20 protein-coding genes and 1 pseudogene are annotated in these 18,637 nt (G+C 71.8%); 13 read left to right on the top strand and 8 right to left on the bottom strand.

The window, feature by feature from the left end:
- Positions 1–127, top strand: a pseudogene (locus tag ACTOWY_RS20635) (IS630 family transposase); the annotation flags it as partial.
- Positions 128–175: 48 nt separating this feature from the next.
- Here the strand turns inward: ACTOWY_RS20635 and ACTOWY_RS20640 are convergent.
- Positions 176–445, bottom strand: a complete 270-nt coding sequence (locus tag ACTOWY_RS20640) for a winged helix-turn-helix transcriptional regulator (protein ID WP_441311283.1) — start codon at positions 443–445, stop codon at positions 176–178.
- A gap of 126 nt (positions 446–571) precedes the next feature.
- Between ACTOWY_RS20640 and ACTOWY_RS20645 the strand changes: the two genes are divergently transcribed.
- From ACTOWY_RS20645 to ACTOWY_RS20655, 3 genes are read left to right on the top strand one after another with little or no spacing between them, the layout of a single operon-like run.
- A complete protein-coding gene (locus tag ACTOWY_RS20645) occupies positions 572–1,378 on the top strand; it encodes an SDR family oxidoreductase (protein ID WP_441311284.1) in 807 nt (268 codons plus the stop codon).
- A 46-nt stretch (positions 1,379–1,424) separates the two neighbouring features.
- On the top strand, positions 1,425–3,179 hold the full coding sequence (locus tag ACTOWY_RS20650) for a hypothetical protein (RefSeq protein WP_441311285.1): 1,755 nt from the start codon (positions 1,425–1,427) through the stop codon (positions 3,177–3,179).
- A 29-nt stretch (positions 3,180–3,208) separates the two neighbouring features.
- Complete coding sequence (locus ACTOWY_RS20655; protein ID WP_441311286.1) at positions 3,209–3,577, top strand: hypothetical protein; 369 nt, start codon at positions 3,209–3,211, stop codon at positions 3,575–3,577.
- A gap of 52 nt (positions 3,578–3,629) precedes the next feature.
- On the opposite strand, the gene ACTOWY_RS20660 is transcribed toward ACTOWY_RS20655, so the two are convergent.
- Complete coding sequence (locus tag ACTOWY_RS20660) at positions 3,630–4,337, bottom strand: RraA family protein (protein WP_441311287.1); 708 nt, start codon at positions 4,335–4,337, stop codon at positions 3,630–3,632.
- Positions 4,338–4,347: 10 nt separating this feature from the next.
- Positions 4,348–5,235 carry a bifunctional helix-turn-helix transcriptional regulator/GNAT family N-acetyltransferase gene (locus ACTOWY_RS20665; RefSeq protein WP_441311288.1) on the bottom strand — a complete coding sequence of 296 codons (888 nt, stop codon included), beginning with the start codon at positions 5,233–5,235 and terminating at the stop codon, positions 4,348–4,350.
- 115 nt (positions 5,236–5,350) lie between these two features.
- On the opposite strand from ACTOWY_RS20665, the gene ACTOWY_RS20670 reads away from it, so the two are divergent.
- Both ACTOWY_RS20670 and ACTOWY_RS20675 read left to right on the top strand, forming a co-directional pair.
- On the top strand, positions 5,351–6,328 hold the full coding sequence (locus ACTOWY_RS20670; RefSeq protein ID WP_441311289.1) for a TerC/Alx family metal homeostasis membrane protein: 978 nt from the start codon (positions 5,351–5,353) through the stop codon (positions 6,326–6,328).
- A 20-nt stretch (positions 6,329–6,348) separates the two neighbouring features.
- Positions 6,349–6,981, top strand: a complete 633-nt coding sequence (locus ACTOWY_RS20675; protein ID WP_441311290.1) for an HAD-IA family hydrolase — start codon at positions 6,349–6,351, stop codon at positions 6,979–6,981.
- Between the two features lie 229 nt (positions 6,982–7,210).
- On the opposite strand, the gene ACTOWY_RS20680 is transcribed toward ACTOWY_RS20675, so the two are convergent.
- The 3 genes from ACTOWY_RS20680 to ACTOWY_RS20690 all read right to left on the bottom strand — a co-directional run bounded on the left by ACTOWY_RS20680 (position 7,211) and on the right by ACTOWY_RS20690 (position 10,321).
- On the bottom strand, positions 7,211–8,155 hold the full coding sequence (locus ACTOWY_RS20680) for a hypothetical protein (RefSeq protein ID WP_441311291.1): 945 nt from the start codon (positions 8,153–8,155) through the stop codon (positions 7,211–7,213).
- Positions 8,156–8,263: 108 nt separating this feature from the next.
- A complete protein-coding gene (locus ACTOWY_RS20685) occupies positions 8,264–9,430 on the bottom strand; it encodes a WD40/YVTN/BNR-like repeat-containing protein (RefSeq protein ID WP_441311292.1) in 1,167 nt (388 codons plus the stop codon).
- Between the two features lie 42 nt (positions 9,431–9,472).
- Entirely contained in the window at positions 9,473–10,321 is an 849-nt protein-coding gene (locus ACTOWY_RS20690; protein WP_441311293.1) for a siderophore-interacting protein, read from the bottom strand.
- A gap of 93 nt (positions 10,322–10,414) precedes the next feature.
- Between ACTOWY_RS20690 and ACTOWY_RS20695 the strand changes: the two genes are divergently transcribed.
- From ACTOWY_RS20695 to ACTOWY_RS20715, 5 genes are read left to right on the top strand one after another with little or no spacing between them, the layout of a single operon-like run.
- On the top strand, positions 10,415–10,780 hold the full coding sequence (locus ACTOWY_RS20695) for a GntR family transcriptional regulator (RefSeq protein WP_441311294.1): 366 nt from the start codon (positions 10,415–10,417) through the stop codon (positions 10,778–10,780).
- Positions 10,777–11,655: an ATP-binding cassette domain-containing protein gene (locus ACTOWY_RS20700; RefSeq protein WP_441311295.1), complete on the top strand. Its 879-nt coding sequence runs from the start codon at positions 10,777–10,779 to the stop codon at positions 11,653–11,655. Before ACTOWY_RS20695 ends, ACTOWY_RS20700 begins: the two co-directional genes overlap by 4 nt.
- Positions 11,652–12,356, top strand: coding sequence for a hypothetical protein (locus ACTOWY_RS20705; protein WP_441311296.1), 705 nt, complete (start codon positions 11,652–11,654; stop codon positions 12,354–12,356). The genes ACTOWY_RS20700 and ACTOWY_RS20705 overlap by 4 nt, the downstream gene beginning before the upstream one ends.
- Positions 12,357–12,381: 25 nt before the next feature.
- Positions 12,382–13,134 carry an ABC transporter ATP-binding protein gene (locus tag ACTOWY_RS20710; protein ID WP_441311297.1) on the top strand — a complete coding sequence of 251 codons (753 nt, stop codon included), beginning with the start codon at positions 12,382–12,384 and terminating at the stop codon, positions 13,132–13,134.
- The gene (locus ACTOWY_RS20715; protein WP_441311298.1) at positions 13,131–13,892 is read left to right on the top strand and encodes an ABC transporter permease; all 762 of its coding nucleotides are present in this window, start codon (positions 13,131–13,133) and stop codon (positions 13,890–13,892) included. The genes ACTOWY_RS20710 and ACTOWY_RS20715 overlap by 4 nt, the downstream gene beginning before the upstream one ends.
- A gap of 18 nt (positions 13,893–13,910) precedes the next feature.
- Here ACTOWY_RS20715 and ACTOWY_RS20720 read toward each other — a convergent pair whose 3' ends face one another.
- Positions 13,911–15,410, bottom strand: coding sequence for an MFS transporter (locus ACTOWY_RS20720; protein WP_441311299.1), 1,500 nt, complete (start codon positions 15,408–15,410; stop codon positions 13,911–13,913).
- Between the two features lie 87 nt (positions 15,411–15,497).
- Here ACTOWY_RS20720 and ACTOWY_RS20725 point away from each other — a divergent pair, with 87 nt between their 5' ends.
- Positions 15,498–16,157 (top strand): TetR/AcrR family transcriptional regulator, encoded by a 660-nt coding sequence (locus ACTOWY_RS20725; RefSeq protein WP_441311300.1) that lies wholly within the window; start codon positions 15,498–15,500, stop codon positions 16,155–16,157.
- Positions 16,158–16,202: 45 nt separating this feature from the next.
- On the opposite strand, the gene ACTOWY_RS20730 is transcribed toward ACTOWY_RS20725, so the two are convergent.
- On the bottom strand, positions 16,203–17,342 hold the full coding sequence (locus ACTOWY_RS20730) for an ROK family protein (RefSeq protein ID WP_441311301.1): 1,140 nt from the start codon (positions 17,340–17,342) through the stop codon (positions 16,203–16,205).
- A gap of 43 nt (positions 17,343–17,385) precedes the next feature.
- On the opposite strand from ACTOWY_RS20730, the gene ACTOWY_RS20735 reads away from it, so the two are divergent.
- The gene (locus tag ACTOWY_RS20735) at positions 17,386–18,627 is read left to right on the top strand and encodes a YbiU family protein (RefSeq protein ID WP_441311302.1); all 1,242 of its coding nucleotides are present in this window, start codon (positions 17,386–17,388) and stop codon (positions 18,625–18,627) included.
- Positions 18,628–18,637 lie beyond the last annotated feature (10 nt).

Below are 18,637 nucleotides of genomic sequence, written 5' to 3' on the forward strand. Positions count from 1 at the left end.
CCGCCTCCGCCAGACCCACGCCTACTTCCGCAGCCGAACCACCGAGCAGCACCTCACCACTGCCGCCCCTTGGACCAGCCCCTGGCTACCCGAAGGTTTCGGACAAGACTTCTGGCCAGGTGCTTAGCGGTTCCACGGCCCGATCATCGAACGGCGGCAGGGCAGCGGCAACTTATTAAGGCTGAGGGTGACCGACGCCCCAGTCGTGCAACGCGGTCAGCACCGGCCACAACTCGCGCCCACGCTCGGTGAGTTCGTACTCCACCCGAGGCGGGATCTCCGGGTACAACGTCCGGGTCAGCACGCCGTCATGCTCCAGCGCCCGCAACCGGTCGGTCAGCGTCTTCGCGCTCGGATTCCCCAGCGCCGCCCGCAGTTCGCCGAACCGCAACGGCCCGCACAACAGTTCCCGGACCAGCATCGTGGTCCACTTCCCACTGAGCACCCGCAGCGCAACCTCGACCGCACCCGGCCGCGCCTGTCCACAAACCCCCTGCTCAACCCCAGTAACCACAACCCAACTATGCCACTTCCTGGGTACTGTTGTCGGCCCCCGCCTAGCGTCGAGGCCATGATCATCGCAGTGCACGGCCCCACCGGCGTCCAGGGCGCCCCCGTCGTCAGCCAGCTCCTCGCCGCGGGCCACGAAGTCCGCGCGGTGGCCCGCAACCCCCGCGACCTGCCACCCGGCGCCCAGCCCACCATCGCCGACCTGACCAACCCGGACTCCCTCGTCGCCGCCTACCAGGGCGTGGACGCGGTGGTGGTGCAACTCCCACTCGGCTTCGACAACGGAATGCACACCCAGGCCGAGTCGGTGCTGAAAGCCTTGTCCACCAACACAATCGACCACGTCATCTTCAACACCAGCGGCCCCTACCCCAGTCGCACCAGGGGAATCCCGTTCCTGGATGCCCGCTTCCAGCTCATCCGCGACCTGCCCGGCGTCACCCCCACCGCCTCGATCATCGGCCCCGCCGCGCTGTACAACGAGATTCTCGCCGACCCCGCGACCACGACGGACACCGAAGTCCGCCTCCCGCTCCCGGCGGAGATGCCCGTGCCCTGGACGGCTGCGGCCGACGTGGCTTCGGCGATCGTGGATCTCTTGGCCAATCCGGTTCCGGCTCAACTCATTGCCGGGCCGGAGGACCTGACCGGGCCGGACGTGGCGGCGGTGCTGTCGGAGGTGCGGGGGCGGGAGATTCGTTGGCGCACCATTGATCTGGCTGAGCATGAGCGGCTGATGACGCCGTATATCGGGGCTGAGCTGGCGGCGGGAGTGGCGGGGTCGTTCGCGGTGGTGGACGCGGATGAGGTGGATCCGGGGTTGATCCGGCTGGGCCGCACGACGTTGCGCGACTGGGCGGCTGTTTGACGGGAACTCACTCCGCGTGGTGGCTGACCGGATACAGTCAGTCACCATGTCGGAGCACGAGTTCGTCGCCCCCATCCTCGACCCGCCGGGCGATGGGAACCTGCCGGGCACGCCGCCGCCGTTCGTGGGCCGGACCGAGGAACTGGCCAGGCTGACCGAACTGATCGATCAGGCGCCGCCGAAACCGGTCGTGATCACTGGTGCGACCGATGCCAGAAGGTCAGCACTGGTCATGCATTGGGCCGACAACAACCCATCGCGTTTTGACGGCGTGCCGATTGTCCTCCGCACCACGCGGCTGCCGATGCGCAGGCTGCTGACCAGGCTGGGGGTGGCGCACGCGGCCATCCCGGAGGGACTGGCCGCCCAATTGCGACAGTATCGGGAGGCGGTCGGGTCCCAGCGACCGCTGGTGGTGCTCGACGGCATCGAGGAACCGGCCACGGTCGGACGCCTGCTCGGTGGTGTGCCAGGCAGCACGGTGCTGATCACCAGCCGGGCCGCGGTGGACTGGACGGCGACGCTGAGGCTGGCACCGGTCGACCAGGACCTGCCCCTGGGAATCCCGCCGGTGAGCAGGTCGGGCATGGCGCTGCTTGAGTGGTTGCGCAGCTCGCCGGGACTGGACATCAGCCTGGACACGCTGGTCGCGCTGATGCCCGATGGCCGGGCCGAGGCCGAGTTGGCGCTGCGGCCGCTGACACTGCACGGCCTGCTGGAGCGTCAGCGATCCCGGTTCTGGCTCGCGGACCGATCCCACCTCCGGCCCCCGGAACCGCCGTTGGCCGACGGTGCCCTCCAACCACGGCGGATCATCGACCACTACCTGAACTCCGCGCTCGATGCCGACCGGCTGCTGTCACCGATGAGGCCGCAGTGGGTTCCGGCGATCGCTGCCGACGTCACCCGCGATCACATCGCCGACGCGGGGGCGGCATTGGACTGGTTCGACGACGAGCACACTAACCTCCTTGCCATTCAACTGCTCTGCCTCCGAAAGGGCTGGTTCGAGCAGGCGTGGCAGCTTGCCTGGGCGCTGGAGACCTACCACCGCCGCCGGGGCCTGCTCGGCGACCCGGCGACGACCTGGCCCGCGGCCACCGACACCGCGCGGCTGCTCACGGACGCCGCCGGGATTTCCGTGGTGCGCCAGGCGGTCGCCGACCTGGACGACCCGGTCGGCGAAGCCACCCCGGAAGTCCTCGCGCTGGAGCGGATCGCCGCGGTGAACGCCGAACTCGGCGACTTCCAGGCCGCCCGTCGCAACTGGGACCGGGTGCGGGACCTCCGCCGTGGCCCGGTCACCGAGGTCACCGTCTACACCAGCGACAACGTCGGCGAGCCCCTGCGCGACGCCGTGGTGGAACTGCTCCAGGTAGCCGGGTTCGCGGTGGTCGGCAAGGACACGCCCGTGCGGGGTTCCTGGTTCCAGCGCCTCCGCGTCCGCGGTGACGCCAAAGCCGTCGACAAGCTCGGCGAGTTGGCTGGCAAGCTCGAACGCGCCGCCGAACTCAAATACATCGCCACCCCGCGCTCCGAGAATGACGAGCGCGAGGCCAACGCCATCGCCAAACTCGCCGAGGCCATGAAAGACGTCGACGAGGTGGTCATCCGCACCTCCTCCGTCCTGTTCGTCAAAACCGCGGGCTGCGTCATGTCGATCGTGCTCAGCGAGGAACAAATCCGTTGCCTGGACCGCAATCCCCAGCTCATGCAGGCCCCCGCCAAGGTCCTGGACGCGCTCGCCGAGCTGGTTCGCGGGGAGCCGGTGCCGCTCGCGGTCGAGGGACAAACCGGGTAGTGGCCGACCGGATGGGGTAAACCGGGACCATGCGAAGTCGAATTGTGCCGGTTGCCGGGTTGGTGCTGTTGCTCGCGGGGTGCGGGGGTAGCCCGACCGCGCCCGGGGGCACCACGCCCGCGCCGAGTTCCGGATCCTCCGCCACCAGCGCGCCGCCGCCGAGCAGTCCCGCGCCGACCTCGGGGCAGTTGACGTTGCAGGGCAAGGTCAGCGCCGGGGTGGAGTCGGGTTGCCTGGTCATGGAGTCAGGGGGCAAGCAGTACCTGCTGGTCGGCGGGGATCCGGCGGTGGTCAAGCCCGGCGCCGAGGTCGAGGTGCGCGGGGTGCTCAAGCCGGAGCTGGCCTCCTTCTGCCAGCAGGGTGAGCCCCTGGAGGTCAGCTCGGCCAAGGGCCGCTGAACCGGGTGTGGCACGGGGGCGTTGCCGATGCCACCGCCCGGGCGGTGCGCCCTCACTCCTCGATGGCGCCGCCGACCGCGCGCAGGTGATCGCGGAAGGTCAGGTCCGGATTCTGTTGGCGGGCAAGCAGATAACCGTCGAAGCCGACCTGAGCGCGCAGCGGCACCCCGGCGCGGATCCGGTCGGCCTGCGCGCGTTCGGTGTCCCGGATGCCCTCGGCCAGGGTGAGCAGTTCGGCGGCCCGGTCGGCCGGGGCGAAGAGCACGCCGTCCTCATCGCCGAAGACCAGGTCCGCGGTGGTCACCGTCCACGGGCCGACCCTGGCCGCGGTCAGCGCGTCCGCGGGGCGTGGGTCCAGGCGCAGCGGGCCGGTGGACAGGCTGCCCTGGCTGAACACCGGCAGGCCGATCGCCTGGATGTCCGCGGTGTCCCGGTGCAGGCCCCAGATCACGATGCCCTGCACCCCGGCCAGCTGCGCCTCCAGCACGACCAGATCGCCGACACAGGCCTCGTCGATCCGGCCGCCGTTGTCCACCACCAGCACATCGCCGGGCCCGGCCTGCTCGAAGGCCTCCAGGAAGATGTCCACACTGCCGACGTGCCGTGCGGGCAGCACCCGGCCGGCGAGCCGGGCGCCAGGGACCAGCGGGCGCATCGGGCCGGGCGCGCAGTGCACCGGCACCTTGGCCCGCACACAGGCGTCGGCCAGGTGTGCGGTGGTCAGCGTGGCGAACCGGCGCTGGAGTTCGTGCGTGTCCATGATTTTGTCCTTATCCGGCAAGGGTTTTCGCGAACCAGTGGTGAGCGTAGGGCTCGTCGTTGAACGCCGGGACCTCGCGGAACCCGGCCGCCCGGTACAGGCCGATCGCCTCGGCCAGTGCCTGGTTGGTCTCCAGCCGCAGCGTGCGCACCCCGCGCGCGGCGGCCCTGGACTCCAGCTCGGCGAGCAGGCGGCGGCCCAGGCCGAGTCCGCGTACGGTGGGGGAGACCCACATCCGTTTCACCTCGGCCCAGTCGGGCCGGTGCAGTTTCAGCGCGCCGCAGCCGACCGGCTCGCCGTGCAGCGTGGCCACCAGCAACAATCCGCGTGGCAGGGTCAGCTCGGCGTCCTCGGCCGGGATGCTGCGGGCCGGGTCGAAACCGTCGTCGAAGCGGGCGGCCAGGTCGGCGAAGTAGGCGTGCAGGCAGTGCCGCGCGCCGGGCGAGGCCGGGTCGGCCACCGCCACCTCGACCATCGAGGCCGCCAGTAACCGCTCCACCTCGCCCATCGCCGCGCTCAGCCGATCTCGCTGGGACTCGTTGAGCGGCGCCAGCATCGAGGCCGCCAGCTCATCCGACAACCGATCCAGCTCGGCCCGCTCGGCCAGTCCGGCCGCGGTCAGCCGCACCATCCGCACCCGCCCGTCCACCGGGTCCGCGCCGACCTCGACCAGGCCCTCCGCGCCCAGTGCCCGCAACATCCGGCTCAGGTAGCCGGAGTCCAGGTCCAGCCGTGCCCGCAGCTCGCGCACCTCGCGCCCGCCAGGGCCGATCTCCCACAGCACCCGGCATTGCCCGAGCGGCCGGTTGCGGGCCAGGTACGCCTCGTCCAGGGCGCCGAGCCGCTGGGTGACGGTGCGGTTGAACCGCCGCACCCGCTCGATCAGCCCAGGATCCATTCTCTGACCTTAGTCAGCGAATCAAGTCCTGTGCTGTGCTCAGTCGCGCGTCCACCGGCACTGGAGCTGATCAGTGGTGGATAATGATCGAGACCCAAGAGGCCGGAGGATCGGGATGCTCCTGCAGGTGCCCGGCTGGCTATGGGCAGCCACCATCGCCGCCCTGATCGCGCTGCTCGCGGTCGACCTCACCCTGGCCGTGCGGCGGCCGCACGCGGTCGGCGTGCGCGAGGCCACCGCCTGGCTGATCTTCTACTTCGGGCTGGCGGTGATCTTCGCCGCGGGGGTGTGGTACTTCGGCAGCGCCGAGTCCGGGATCGACTTCGTCACCGGCTACCTCACCGAGTACTCGCTCAGCGTGGACAACCTGTTCGTGTTCGTGGTGATCCTGTCCACCTTCGCCGTGCCCGCGGTGCATCAGCAGCGGGTGCTGCTGTTCGGCATCGTGATCGCGCTGGTGCTGCGGGCCGCGCTGATCTTCATCGGCGGGGCGGCGATCAACCAGTTCAGCTGGGTGTTCTGGATCTTCGGTGGGTTCCTGGTGTTCACCGCGGTGCAGCTGGCCCGGCAGCGCGAGACCAGCCACGAGTACCAGGAGGGCGCGCTGGTCCGGTTGCTGCGCAGGCGGTTCCGGGTCACCGAGGACTACGTGGGCGGCCGGGCGCTGGTGCGGATCGACGGCAAGCTGTGGCTGACCCCGATGTTCGTGGTGATGGTCGCGGTCGGTTCGGCCGACCTGCTCTTCGCGGTGGACTCGATCCCGGCCATCTACGGCATCACCCAGGACACCTACCTGGTCTTCGCCGCCAACGCCTTCGCGCTGCTCGGCCTGCGCCAGCTCTACTTCCTCATCGGCCACCTGCTCGACCGGCTGGTCTACCTCTCCTACGGCCTGGCCGTGATCCTCGGTTTCATCGGGGTCAAGCTGATCTTCCACGCGCTGAAGAAGAACGAGCTGCCCTTCCTCAACGGCGGCGAGCCGGTGAGCTGGGTGCCCGAGATCAGCAACTGGTTGTCGCTGGGTGTGGTGGCCGGAGTGCTCGTGGTGACCGCGGTGGCCAGCCTGGTCGCCACCCGCCGCCGCGCTGAGTGAGGCCGGGTAGCGTGCGGCCAATGACCTCGCGACACATCCCCTGCCGGGCCGTGCTCTTCGACTGCGACGGCGTGCTGGTGGACTCCACCGGCCCCGCCGAGGACGCCTGGAGCCAGTGGGCCCGCGAGTACGGCCTGGACCCGGCGGTGGTGCTGGACGGCATGCACGGCGTCCGCTCGCAGGACACCGTGGCCACCTACCTGCCCGCGGAACAGCGGGCGGAAGGGCACGTCCGGATCGAGCAGATCGAGATCGCCGGGGCCGAGGGCACGGTGCCGATCCCGGGCATCCCTGACCTGCTCGCCGCGCTGCCCGGGAACTGGGCGGTGGTCACCTCGGCCACCCTGCCGCTGCTGCGCGCCCGGCTGGCCGCGGCCGGCCTGCCGCTGCCGGAGGTCACCATCACCGGCGAGGCCGTGCGGCAGGGCAAGCCCTCGCCCGAGGGTTACCTGGCCGCGGCCGCGCGGCTGGGCGTGCCGATCGAGCAGTGCGTGGTGGTGGAGGACAGCGCGGCAGGCATCCAGGCCGGACTGGCCGCCGGGGCCGGGCACGTGCTCGGCGTCGGCAAGGGCGAGGCCACCGAGGCAGCGCACAGCGCGGTGCCCGACCTGACCGGGGTGAGCTGGGACGGCAGCGGGCTGCGGGTCGGCTGAGGCCGCTCCGGCCGGAGCCCGCCGCGGCCGCCTGCCTCACCCCGTCTGTCCACTCCGGACAGTGGCGGGCGAGCTGCCCGGCGGCCGCCTCGAATCCGGTAGTCCACAGTGGACGGCGCCGGCGATCGGGCTCTGGGGGAAGCCCGTCCGCCGACGCCGCTGATCCGTCACCGCCTGGCCAGTGGTGGCCCGCGGTGACGGAGGAATCGGTCGTGCCAAGGCGATCCGGTCACCGCGCGGCCCGCCGGCTCGGGCGAGTGGCCAGCTCCCCTGGCACGCAGCCGCGTTCCGGTCCGGTCCGCGGCGACCCGGCGAGCAGCACATCCAGTGGGGTGGCCGTGCCGGACTCGGCCGCGGTCACGAAGTCCAGGTCCAGCTCGGCGGCGTTGAGGCAGGCGATCGAACCCAGCGCGCCGCATTCCCGTTCCAGGCCGCCGAGCCGGTCCGATCGCCTGCCGTGGCTGACCCTGGCCAGGTAATGCCGGGCCCTGGCCGGATCCGCGCTCGCGCGCACCCTGGCCAGGATCACGTCCGCGACGTAGTCGGCGGTGCCGTGCACCAGATCGAGTTCGCGGACCGCGGCGACCTCCCCGGCACACCGGGACAGCCAGCGGTCGTACCAGTACGCGGCGATCCGCAGCTGCCGGTCCCGCTGCAACGGGTCGCGGAAGGCGCGCACCAGGGCGTCGTAGATCATCGACCGGATCAGCGCGGCCCCGGCAGGCCGCCGCCCCGCTGGTTCCGGCCGGGTGGAGCGCGGTGGCCAGCTGGCCTGCACCTGGTGCCGGAAGCCGGCTTCGGTGGCCTGCCGGAACCCGTCCAGGAGCTGATCGGCGAAGGGGCGGCCGGCGAAATCGGGGGCGAGGTCCAGCAGCAGCACGGGTTTGCCCCGCCAGTGCGCCGCGACACAGGTTCCCGGCAGGCCGGGTCCGCACACCTCCGTGGCAGGCACCTCGCTGATCCCGGTGCAGCTGACCAGTCTGGCGTGCGCGCCGTGCACCAGCAGCACGCTCAGCCTGCCCAGATCGGCGCCGGGCCAGCACCGGTTGCTCGCGCCCCAGCCGTACTGGAGGTGCCTGCCCAGCGCGCGGGCGTACCCGTCGAGGGTGGGCACGGCGGCGGGCGGGCGCTGCCCGCGCCGGTGGACGCTGCGTCCCGGAACCAGTTCGGTCATGTGGATCCCCAGTGAGTTGGTGCCAGGGCGACAACTCTGGCCTGATCCGCCGGGAAGTCAACAAGTCGCGGCCGGTGTCCAACCGCGACCGCTCGCACCCGCACGGCGTCACCGGAGTTCCAGTGGTGTCCAGCCGGTGCCGTCGCCGGAGCGCCGGTAGGGCAGCGGGATCTCCGTGGCGAGTCTGCTCGACCAGGCCAGGTAACCGCCGCGAGTCCACCGCACCCAGCCGATCTCGGGTTGTTCCGGTGCTGCGGCGGTGAAAGTGCGCCCGCCGTCGGCGCTGTGCCGTAACCGCCCGCCCGGCTCGGTGGAGACGAGCACCCGCTCACCCGGCCCGAACACCGGCACACCAAGGACCCGCAGCGGTGGGGTGCCAGGGGCCGGGCGCCAGGTGCGCTGCCAGCTCCGGCCGCCGTCGGCGCTGCGCAGGATCGCGAGCAGGCCGGTGCCAGCGGTGATCGAGGCGAACAGCACGCCGCCGCCCGTGCCTGCCAGGTGCACCACGGTCCGCTCCGGTCGAGTGTCCTGTGCGGACAGTCGATCCAGGCTGCCGCTCAGCGTCCAGCTCCGCCCGTCGTCCCGGCTCACCGCGAGCCGCCACCCGCCACTGGCCCGGTCCACCCCGGAGAGCCACCAGCTGCCGTCGGCGGTGGGCGCGGGGCCGGGGCGCAGCCCGGCCAGCCGGGGCACCCCGCGCAGCCGGGCCGTGCCGCCGGTGCTCGGTGAGACCACCAGGAACTCGCCCTGGCACGGGGTGTCGGCGGGACAACCGGATTCCGCGAGCGCACCCCTGGGGATCCGGTCGACCTCGCCATGGGGCGCGACCGGGACGCTGTGCCATTGCCGGCCCGCGTCGGCGCTGAACAACCGCCGATCGTGCTGCCGTGGCACCGAGAGCAGCACCGCCGCCGGGCCCAGCACCGCGAGTTCGCCGGGCAGGTTGACCTCCGGCGGGCGTGCCGAGGCCGCGGGCGCGGGCACCTGCTGCCAGGTCCGGCCGTCGCCGGTGCGCAGCAACTCATCCACGCAACCCGCCCGTGCCGTCTGCCCGCCCGCACAGTGCCTGCGCAGCGCGAAACCGGTGCGCTCGTCGGCGAAGTCCACCTGGGACACCGCGGTGTAAGGCGCGCGGCCGGCCTCGGTCCGCGCTGCTTCGGCGGTGGGTTCAGGGCGGGGTTCGGCGCGGTCGCGCAGCAGGGCGACCGCGGCGATCACCGCGACCACGATCAGACCGGACCAGGACTTGCGCCAGGACAGGTGATGCCACTTCACGGCGGAGATCCTGGCGCACCACCCGCCTGTCCAACTGCTGACTCAGGTGCGGGCCGCGCCCACCTTCCAGTACCCGGAGAACAGCACCCGCCGCCGGTCCAGGCCGCGTTCCTTGACCAGGTGCCGCCGCACTCCGGTGGCCAGCCCGGACTCCCCGCACACCCAGGCGTAGTCCAGCTCTGGCAGATCCGAGGCGCGCAGGGTGCGCACCAGTTCCGCGCCCGGCTCGCCATCGCGGGTCAGCCAGGTCACCGCGACCCGCTTATCCAGGGGCACCCGGTACTCCGTGCCGGGCACCTCCACCAGCACCCGCAGCCCGGCCACCGCGTCATCGTCCACAGTGGACAGAATCGCGGCCAGCGCGGGCAGCGCGGTGTCGTCGGCGGCCAGCAGCTGGGCGCGGGCGTCGGCCGGGGGCTGGTAGCAGGAGCCGCCGGTGCGGAAGCCGGCCACGTAACCGGGTTTGGCCGCGGCGGCCCAGGCCGAACCCGGGCCTGCGTCGGCGTGCAGCACGAAGTCCACGTCGATCTCGCCGTCAGCGGCGCGCAGGTCGCGGATGGTGTACCAGCGCAGCTCGGGCCGGACCGCCGCGGGCATCCGGCGGATCGCGGCCCGCACGTTCATCCGCTCGGCGGGCAGCAGTACGCCCTGTTGCCCGGCCCGCGGCATCAGCAACCCGAAGTACTCGTCGGGGCCGGAGCGGTTGAAGAACTCGAACTCGCTGGCGTGGAAGGTGATCCGCCGGACCTTGGGCGCCACCTGGCGGATGGTGGTGACCGTCATCAGGAACTGGTCCAGGTCCTCGCGTGCGGTCGGCGCGGCCATCACCAGTGAGGTGGCGGAGCTGAGTAGGTTCAACTGGAGGCGGTCGAACCGCGACAGCTTGGTCATGAGGGTAGCCTAACCTAAATTCCTGGCCGCTTGCGGGACTCGTCTGTCCTGTGGTTCATTAGTGGAGTAACGAACCACAGGACCGGAGTCCGGATGTTCAACGACGGCAGTCCGATCTACCGGCAGATCGCCGAGCGGATCGAGGCGGAAGTGCTCAGTGGCGCGCTGGCCGCCGATGAGCAGGTGATGTCGACCAATCAGTACGCCGCCTTCTACCGGATCAACCCGGCCACGGCGGCCAAGGCGTTCCAGCAGCTGGTCGAGCGGGGTGTGCTCTACAAGAAGCGAGGTCTGGGGATGTTCGTCAGCGCGGATGCCCGCGAGGTGTTGCGGGCCCGCCGGGGGGAGCGGTTCTTCGCCGATGTGGTGGATCCGATGGTGGCCCAGGCCAAGGCCATCGGGATTCCGCTGGACGAGGTCGTGCGACGGATCCGGGAACTGACTGAGGAGGGGGCATGATCACGGTCGAGGTGGACCGGCTGGAGCTGCGCTACGGCGCGACCACGGCGTTGCGGGACATCAGTTTCCGGCTGGACGGGCCGGGCATCTGCGGGGTGCTGGGGCACAACGGGTCGGGCAAGTCCAGCCTGTTCTCGGTGCTCGCCGCCTTCCGGCGGGCCAGCGGCGGCGCGGTGCGCATCGACGGCGAGCCGGTGTTCGAGAACCCGCGCAACACCAGGCGGATCTGCCTGATCCGGGAGGCCGGGGACACCGTGGAGAGCGGTGACCGGGTGGCCGAGGCGCTCGCCCTGGCCGCCGAGCTGCGGCCGGACTGGGACGCGGACTACGCCGCGGCGCTGGTGGACAAGTTCGGGATCGGGACGCGGAAACGCCTGCGGGAGCTGTCCCGCGGCCGGAGATCGGCTCTGGGGGTGGTGCTGGGGCTGGCCAGCCGGGCGCCGCTGACCATCTTCGACGAGACCTACCTCGGCATGGACGCGCCGTCCCGGATGGCCTTCTACGACGAGCTGATCGCCGAGCAGAGCGTGCGTCCGCGCACCTTCCTGCTGGCCAGTCACCTCATCGACGAGGTGGCCCCGTTGCTGGAACGTGTTGTGCTGCTTGACGACGGGCGGTTGGCCGCGTTCGAGGAGGTGGACGCGCTACTCGCCCGCGGGGTGTCGGTGACCGGACCCGCCGGGCTGGTGGCCGGGATCGTCGAGGGCCTGCAGGTCATCGGCGAGCGCACGCTGGGCCAGACCCGGCAGGCCGTCGTCTACGGCGAACTGGACGCCGACCGGCGGGCCGCGGCCCTGGCCGCGAACGTCGAGCTGGGGCCGTTGTCGTTGCAGGAACTCATCATCCACCTGGCTGGGAAGGGGGAACGGGCATGAGCGGGTATCGGCCGTTGCGGTTCCCGTTGCCGGGGATCTTCGCCTTCGTGACGTTGCTGTGGCTGGCCTACGCGGTGGTGGTCGGCCTGGTGCTGACCGGGATCGCGGTGTGGGGCACGGTCAGCCTGAGCGTGTGGGACAACGCGGTGCAGGTCGCGCTCTGGTTCGCTTTCGGGTTCACCGCCTGGCTGCTCTACACCTACCTGCCGGTGTATGTGGCCAACGGGATCACCCGGCGCGAGTTCACCGCGCGGGTGGCCGGGTTCGTCGGTGTGCTGGCCGCGGTGCTGGCGGTGCTGACCGCGGCGGGCTACCTGCTCGAAGGCGGGGTGTACGCGGTCGCGGAATGGCCGCAGGTGCTTGCCCCGCACCGGCATTTCACCGCCGTGACCGAGGTGCCGGTGGTGCTGCTGACCCAGTTCCTGTCCTTCGGCGCCTTCAGCGCGGTGGGCGCGCTGGTGGGGTCGAGTTTCTACCGCAACGCCGGGCTTGGGCTGGCATCCGTGCCGGTGGGCCTGGCGGTGCTCGTGGTCGCCAACATCCTGGCAGGCACCTGGGTCTCCGGCAGGATCGGTTTCACCTTCTTCGGGCCGCTGCCACTGGCCGTGGCCGTACCGTCGGGCCTGGCCTTGATCGCACTGGTGCTCGGCGGGGTCTGGTTGCTGCTGCGGGATATCCCGGTCCGACCGGTGTCCACTTAGGACTTTCTGGAGAATGGGGGAATTGATGGCTGTCATCGAGGTCGAGGGGTTGCACAAGCGGTACCGGGACACGGTCGCGGTACGGGACATCGGGTTCAGCGTCGCCGAGGGGGAGATCTTCGGCATCGCCGGGCTCAACGGGGCGGGGAAAACCACCACGGTCGAGTGCATCGAGGGGTTGCGTCGACCCAGTGGCGGGCGGGTGCGGGTGCTCGGGCTGGACCCGTGGCGGGACCGGGCGCGGTTGCGGCAGGTGGTCGGCTCGCAGTTGCAGGACAGTATGCTGCCGGACAAGCTGCGGGTCGGCGAGGCGCTGCGGTTGTTCCGTTCCTTCTACCGGGACGGCGCCGATCCGGAGACGCTGCTGGGCGAGCTGGGCATCGAGACCAAGCGGCACACCGCCTTCGCGGATCTCTCCGGCGGTCAGCGGCAACGGCTGTCCATCGCGCTGGCGCTGATCGGGAAACCGCGGATCGTGGTACTGGACGAGCTGACCACCGGCCTGGACCCGGTGGCCCGCCGCCGCACCTGGGAGCTGATCGAGAAGATCCGCGCAGGCGGGGTGACCGTCGTGCTGGTCACCCACTTCATGGACGAGGCCGACCGGCTGTGCGACCGGCTGGCCATCTTCCATCAGGGCAGCGTGGCCGCCCTGGACCACCCGGCCGCCCTGCGCGCCCGGCTCGCGGCCGATCGCGGTGTGCAGGACGTCTCCCTGGACGAGGTCTTCCTGGCACACACCGGCGCACACCCCGAACTGGCGGAGGAGGACGCATGAGCACCCTGACCCCGTTGCCGCGCAGCACCGGCTGGTTCGCGCTGACCGTCAGCGAGGCGAAACTGCTCTGGCGCGATCCGGGCGGCCTGATCATCCCGGTCGCGCTGCCGCTGCTGATCATGGTGATGAACGGTATGGGCGCCAAGGGGTTCAGCCCGCCCGGCGGGGTGCGCACCTTCGACACGGTGGCCACCCCGGTCGCGCTGGGGATGATCATCGCCACCACCGCGCTGGTGAACGTGCCCGCGGTGCTGGTCTCCTACCGCAAGACCGGGGTGCTGCGCCGGATGTCGGCCACCCCGGTCAGCCCGCTGGTGCTGCTGGGTGCGCAGGTCCTGGTCAACCTGGCGCTGTCCGCCCTCGGCATCACCCTGGCGCTGACCGTGGCCACCCTCGCCTTCGACCTGAGCGCCCCGGCCTCGCCGCTGGTGACGGTGATCGCGGTGCTGCTGGGCGTGTTCGCCAACTACGCCCTCGGTGTGCTGCTGGCCGCGCTGGCGCCCTCGGCCAACGCCGCGATCGGCATCGGGCTCGGCGTGTTCTTCGCGACCTTCGCCGCCGGCGGCGGTTTCCTGCCCGCGGAACGGTTGCCGCGCTGGCTGGCCGCGATCGGCGAGTTCACCCCGTTCGGCGCGATGCTGCAGGCGGTGCGGGACGGCTGGTCCGGCGCTGGACCAGCCGCCCCGCACCTGGTGGTGCTGGCCGCGCTGGGGGTGCTGCTGACCGCGATCTCGGTGCGGGTGTTCCGCTGGGAGTGACCCGGCGGCACACCCGGGTCAGGTGCTGACCTCCGCGGTCGGGCGCACCGACCGCAGCACCACCAGCACGAATCCGCTCAGCGCAAGGCAGGCCGCCGCGCCGATCCAGGCCACCCAGTGCAGACCGTCCACAAAGGACGTCCGGGCGGCGAGCAGCAGGGCCTGGCCCACCTCGCCGGACAGCTCACCGGCCAGCCGCACCGCGGTGGCCAGGGTGTCCCCGGCGGCGGCCAGCTGCTCGCCGGTCAGCCCGGCAGGCGGGTTGTCGAACAGCCCGGCGCGGTAGACCACCGCGCCCAGGCTGCCCAGGATGGCGATGCCCGCCGCGCCGCCGAACTCGTTGGCGGTCTCGGAGATCGCCGCCGCCGCACCGGCGCGCTCGGGCGGCGCGGTGGCCAGCACCAGATCGGTGGCGATGCTGGCCACCGCGCCCACACCCGCGGCCAGCACGACCTGCGAGCCCAGCAGCCAGGCCACCCCGCTCTCCACGCCGACCTGGGCGAACAGCGCGAACCCGGCCGAGGTGAGGATCAGTCCGGTGGCGACCAGCACGGCCGGGCGCACCCTGGCCGCGACCGCGGTGGCCAGGCCGACGCCGGTCAGCATCCCGGCGATGCCCGGCAGCGACCACAGCGCGGCCTCGAACGGGCTGTAGCCCAGCACCAGCTGCAGGTACTGCGAGACGAACAGCCCGATCCCGGCCAGGATCAGGAAGGTGATGGTGCAGGCGACGATCGAGCCGCTGAACCGGACGTGCCGGAACAGCCGCACGTCGATCATCGGCTGCCGCGCGCGCAGCTGCTGCCGGACGAACACCCAGCCCAGGATCAGGCCGAGGGCGATGGCCGCCAGGTGTGACCAGGCCACGCCCTCCTTGGCGATCTTCTTCACGCCGTAGATCACCGGCAGGATCGCGGCCAGCGACAGCGCCGCGCTGCCCAGGTCGAACTTGCCGGGGTCGGGGTTGCGGGCCTCTGGCAGCAGGATCGGGCCCAGCACCAGCAACAGCAGCATCACCGGCACGTTGAGCAGGAACACCGAGCCCCACCAGAAGTGCTCCAGCAGCAGGCCGCCGATCACCGGGCCGATCATGGTGCCGCCGGCGAAGCCCAGCGTCCACACACTGACCGCGATCTGGCGTTCCCGCGGATCGGTGAACATGGTGCGGATCAGCGACAGCGTGGACGGCGCCAGCGTCGCCCCGGCCACGCCCAGCAGTGCCCGCGCGGCGATCAGCAGTTCGGTGCTCGGCGCGTACGCGGCCAGCACCGAGGCCACCCCGAACAACGCGGCGCCGCCCAGCAGCACCCGCCGCCGCCCGAACCGGTCGCCAAGGGTGCCCATGGTGATCAGCAGTCCGGCCAGCACAAAGCCGTAGAGGTCCAGGATCCACAGCAACTGATCACTGCTCGGGCGCAGTTCGGCGCTGAGCGCGGGCACCGCGTAGAAGAGCACCGACAGGTCCATGGACACCAGCACGGTGGGCAGCGCCAGCACCGCGAGGCCAAGCCATCGCATGGGAGATCCCCCTGTTTACGTCGTAAACATCTCGAACGCTTACAACGTATACTTCGAATCGCCGCAGGGGCAACCGAGTGGAGGAACATGCGGGAGACGGCGACCCGGCGAGCCGGCCTGAACCAGGAGCTGATCGTGGCGACCGCGATCGGCCTGGCCGATGAGGGCGGGCTGGACGCGGTGACCATGCGCGGGGTCGGCCAGCGCCTCGGCGCCACCGGCATGGCGCTGTACCGGCACGTGGCCAACCGGGAGAAGCTGGTCGAACTCATGATCGACCGGGTCGCGGGGGAGTACGCCTACCCCGATCCGCGCCCGGCGCTCTGGCGGGACGCCCTGGAGGCGCTGGCCTGGCAGGACTGGCGGTCCTTCTACGCGCACCCGTGGATGCTGGCCGCCACCGCAACCGCCCGCCCGCCGCTGGGCCCCAACCTGATCGCCAACATGGAGTGGGCGCTGGCCAGCTTCGACGGTCTGCGGCTGGAGCCCCAGGAGCAGCTCTACCTGCTGGGCGTGGTCACCAGCCACGGCCACGGGCTGGGCATGGTGTGGCTGGGCGGGGCCGAGGTGCCCGACGTCAAGGCCACCACCGGCTGGTGGCGGGACCGGCTGCGCGAGTCCGACGCCTGCCCCCGGCTCAACGCGCTGGCCACCGCGCTCGGCCCGGAGGTCGACGTGCACCAGGAGTTCGAGTTCGGCCTGGCCCGCATCCTGGACGGCATCGAACTGCACCTCGTCCGGCGCTGAGCCGGCCATTAGACGCAGTCGGCGCTGAGCCGGCGGATATCGGGCTCAGCCCGCCGCGCGCACCGCCGCGGCCGTGGCGTGTTCCAGCGCCAGGTGCAGCGCGCCGTGCGCCGGGGCCAGCGCGCCGAGCACACCGTGGCCGAGCCGGACCGGCGCGGGGGAGCGGGCGGCGACCGCGGCGCGCACCGGTCCGAGCAGCGCCGGGTGGGTGCCGACCGGGCCGCCGAGTAGCACCAGCCCGGGATCCACCACCGCGGTCACCGATGCCACCGCGCGCGCGATCCCCGCGCTGAGCGTGCCGATCGCCTGGCTACGGACCGTGCTTTCGCTGGCGGACAACAGGTTCAGCACCGCGTCCACGTCGGTTCGGCCGAACCCGGCCGCGCTGAGTTCACCCGCCAGGGTGTCCTCGCCCGCGCCCGGCAGGTAGCCGATCTCCCCGGCCAGCCCGTGCGCGCCGCGGATGAGCCGGTCGCCCAGGTAGAGCCCGACACCCAGCCCGGCGCCGATGTGCAGGTAGGCGAAGCTGTCCGCGCCCGCCGCGCCGCCGCAGCGGTGCTCGGCCAGTGCGGCCAGGTTCACGTCGTTGTCCACCAGCACCGGCGCGGCGGTCACCTCGGCCAGGATGTCCGCCGGGCTGACCAGGCCCTCCGGGAACGGCGAGCCGGGCAGCGCGACCACCTCGCGGGAGCCGGGCGCGACCGGGTTGGCCACCGAGACCGCCACCGCCCGCAACGGCCCGCGCTCCGGCCCGATCGCCGCCAGCGCGTGCCGCACCACCGCCCGCAACCCGCTCGCCACGGCCGCGCTGTCACCGGGTTTCCCCGGCGGCCGGGTGTGCTCGTGCCGGATCGTCCCGGCCAGATCCGCCGAGCGCGCGCGGACCCCGGCCTGGTCCAGCACCACCGCGAGCACCCAGCCCGCGGCCGTGCCGAGTTCGTAGAACGTGCCGACCCGCCCGCGTCTGCCGGTCTCGGCCGGTCCGGTGGCATCCAGCAGCGCGGCCTCGACCAGGCGGCGCACCGACTCGGACACGGTCGGCTTGGAGATCCCGGTGGCGGTGGCCAGTTCCGCGCGGGTCACCCGGCCGCGGGCGATGACCTCGGCCAGCAGTCGCGCGTCGGTGCCCGTGCGCAGCACCGACTGCGGCAGTTCCCTGCTGAGGCTTGCGCGCTCTCGTGTCACCGGCCTAGCCTGCCATCAGGATCTAGTTAGGTGAGGTTACCAAATGACGTCAACCACCGCCGCTCCCGCCGACTTCCCGGCCGCCATCCGCGCCGCCAAGGCCGAACTACGGGCGCGGGTCGGCGATGTGGCGGGCGCGTTCGCCCAGGTGAGCGCGCAAATGCGGACCGAGGTCGCGGCGGTGCTCGCGCAGCGCGAGCGCGGCGAGGAGGTCTGGCCGGTGATCGAGTTCGCCGAGCTGGGCGTGGTCACCGCGGAGCAGCGGGCCGCGATCCGCCGCCGCGGCTGCGCGATCATCCGCGGCACCTTCCCGCGCGAGCGCGCCGAGTCCTGGGACGCCGAGCTGGTGGACTACCTGTCCCGCAACGACTTCGATGGCTCCTACCGCTACCTCGACGACGGCGTCTTCGGCGGCCTGGCCGCGGGCAGGCCGTCGATCTTCCCGATCTACTGGTCCGGCCCGCAACTGGAAGCCCGCTCGGACCCGAACATGGCTGCCGTGCGCGGTTTCCTCAACGGCTTCTGGAAACACGAGTCCGAGGGCCGGGTCTGGTTCGACCCGGCCCGCGACACCGCCTACCCCGACCGCGTCCGCCGCCGCGCCCCCGGCGCCAACTCCGCCGGACTGTCCCCGCACACCGACTCCGGCTCGGTGGAACGCTGGCTGCTGCCCGCCTACCAGCAGGTCTTCCGGCACGTCTTCGCCGGTGCGCCCGCGAAATACGACCCGTGGGACGGCGCGTACCGAACCGAGGTGCACGAATACGAGTCCACGGTGATGTGCTCGGCCTTCCGCACCTTCCAGGGCTGGACCGCGTTGTCGGACATGGCGCCGACCGAGGGCGTGCTGCACGTGGTGCCCATCCCGTCCGCCATGGCCTACCTGCTGTTGCGCGCCCTGCAGGACGACGTGCCCGAGGACGACCTGTGCGGCGCGGTCAACGGCCAGGCGCTGCCGATCAGCGAGCAGTGGCACGCGGAACTGTTGCCCGCGCTGACCCCGATCCCCGCGGTCGCGCCAGGGGACACGGTGTGGTGGCACGGCGACCTGATCCACTCGGTCGGCGCGGTCACCGGCCAGCGCGGCTGGGCCAACGTCATGTACATCCCGGCCAGCCCGCACTGCCCGAAGAACGCCGAGTACGCCGCCCACTGCGGCCAGGCCTTCCTGACCGGCGCCAGCCCAGCCGACTTCGCCCCCGAGAACTACGAAACCAGCTGGACCGGCCGCCCCGCCCCCGCCGACCTGAACCCCTTGGGCCGCAACCAACTCGGCCTGGACTGACCAGGGCGCC

The organism is Crossiella sp. CA198 (assembly GCF_052078295.1).
Taxonomy (GTDB): Bacteria; Actinomycetota; Actinomycetes; order Mycobacteriales; family Pseudonocardiaceae; genus Crossiella.

What these genes read in the sequence shown, in the direction of transcription:
- ACTOWY_RS20645 (WP_441311284.1), top strand. Translation starts at nt 572, where the DNA reads ATGATCATCGCAGTGCACGGCCCCACCGGCGTCCAGGGCGCCCCCGTC.
- ACTOWY_RS20650 (WP_441311285.1), top strand. Translation starts at nt 1,425, where the DNA reads ATGTCGGAGCACGAGTTCGTCGCCCCCATCCTCGACCCGCCGGGCGAT.
- ACTOWY_RS20655 (WP_441311286.1), top strand. Translation starts at nt 3,209, where the DNA reads ATGCGAAGTCGAATTGTGCCGGTTGCCGGGTTGGTGCTGTTGCTCGCG.
- ACTOWY_RS20660 (WP_441311287.1), bottom strand. Translation starts at nt 4,337, where the DNA reads ATGGACACGCACGAACTCCAGCGCCGGTTCGCCACGCTGACCACCGCA.
- ACTOWY_RS20665 (WP_441311288.1), bottom strand. Translation starts at nt 5,235, where the DNA reads ATGGATCCTGGGCTGATCGAGCGGGTGCGGCGGTTCAACCGCACCGTC.
- ACTOWY_RS20670 (WP_441311289.1), top strand. Translation starts at nt 5,351, where the DNA reads ATGCTCCTGCAGGTGCCCGGCTGGCTATGGGCAGCCACCATCGCCGCC.
- ACTOWY_RS20675 (WP_441311290.1), top strand. Translation starts at nt 6,349, where the DNA reads ATGACCTCGCGACACATCCCCTGCCGGGCCGTGCTCTTCGACTGCGAC.
- ACTOWY_RS20680 (WP_441311291.1), bottom strand. Translation starts at nt 8,155, where the DNA reads ATGACCGAACTGGTTCCGGGACGCAGCGTCCACCGGCGCGGGCAGCGC.
- ACTOWY_RS20690 (WP_441311293.1), bottom strand. Translation starts at nt 10,321, where the DNA reads ATGACCAAGCTGTCGCGGTTCGACCGCCTCCAGTTGAACCTACTCAGC.
- ACTOWY_RS20695 (WP_441311294.1), top strand. Translation starts at nt 10,415, where the DNA reads ATGTTCAACGACGGCAGTCCGATCTACCGGCAGATCGCCGAGCGGATC.
- ACTOWY_RS20700 (WP_441311295.1), top strand. Translation starts at nt 10,777, where the DNA reads ATGATCACGGTCGAGGTGGACCGGCTGGAGCTGCGCTACGGCGCGACC.
- ACTOWY_RS20705 (WP_441311296.1), top strand. Translation starts at nt 11,652, where the DNA reads ATGAGCGGGTATCGGCCGTTGCGGTTCCCGTTGCCGGGGATCTTCGCC.
- ACTOWY_RS20710 (WP_441311297.1), top strand. Translation starts at nt 12,382, where the DNA reads ATGGCTGTCATCGAGGTCGAGGGGTTGCACAAGCGGTACCGGGACACG.
- ACTOWY_RS20715 (WP_441311298.1), top strand. Translation starts at nt 13,131, where the DNA reads ATGAGCACCCTGACCCCGTTGCCGCGCAGCACCGGCTGGTTCGCGCTG.
- ACTOWY_RS20720 (WP_441311299.1), bottom strand. Translation starts at nt 15,410, where the DNA reads ATGCGATGGCTTGGCCTCGCGGTGCTGGCGCTGCCCACCGTGCTGGTG.
- ACTOWY_RS20725 (WP_441311300.1), top strand. Translation starts at nt 15,498, where the DNA reads ATGCGGGAGACGGCGACCCGGCGAGCCGGCCTGAACCAGGAGCTGATC.
- ACTOWY_RS20735 (WP_441311302.1), top strand. Translation starts at nt 17,386, where the DNA reads ATGACGTCAACCACCGCCGCTCCCGCCGACTTCCCGGCCGCCATCCGC.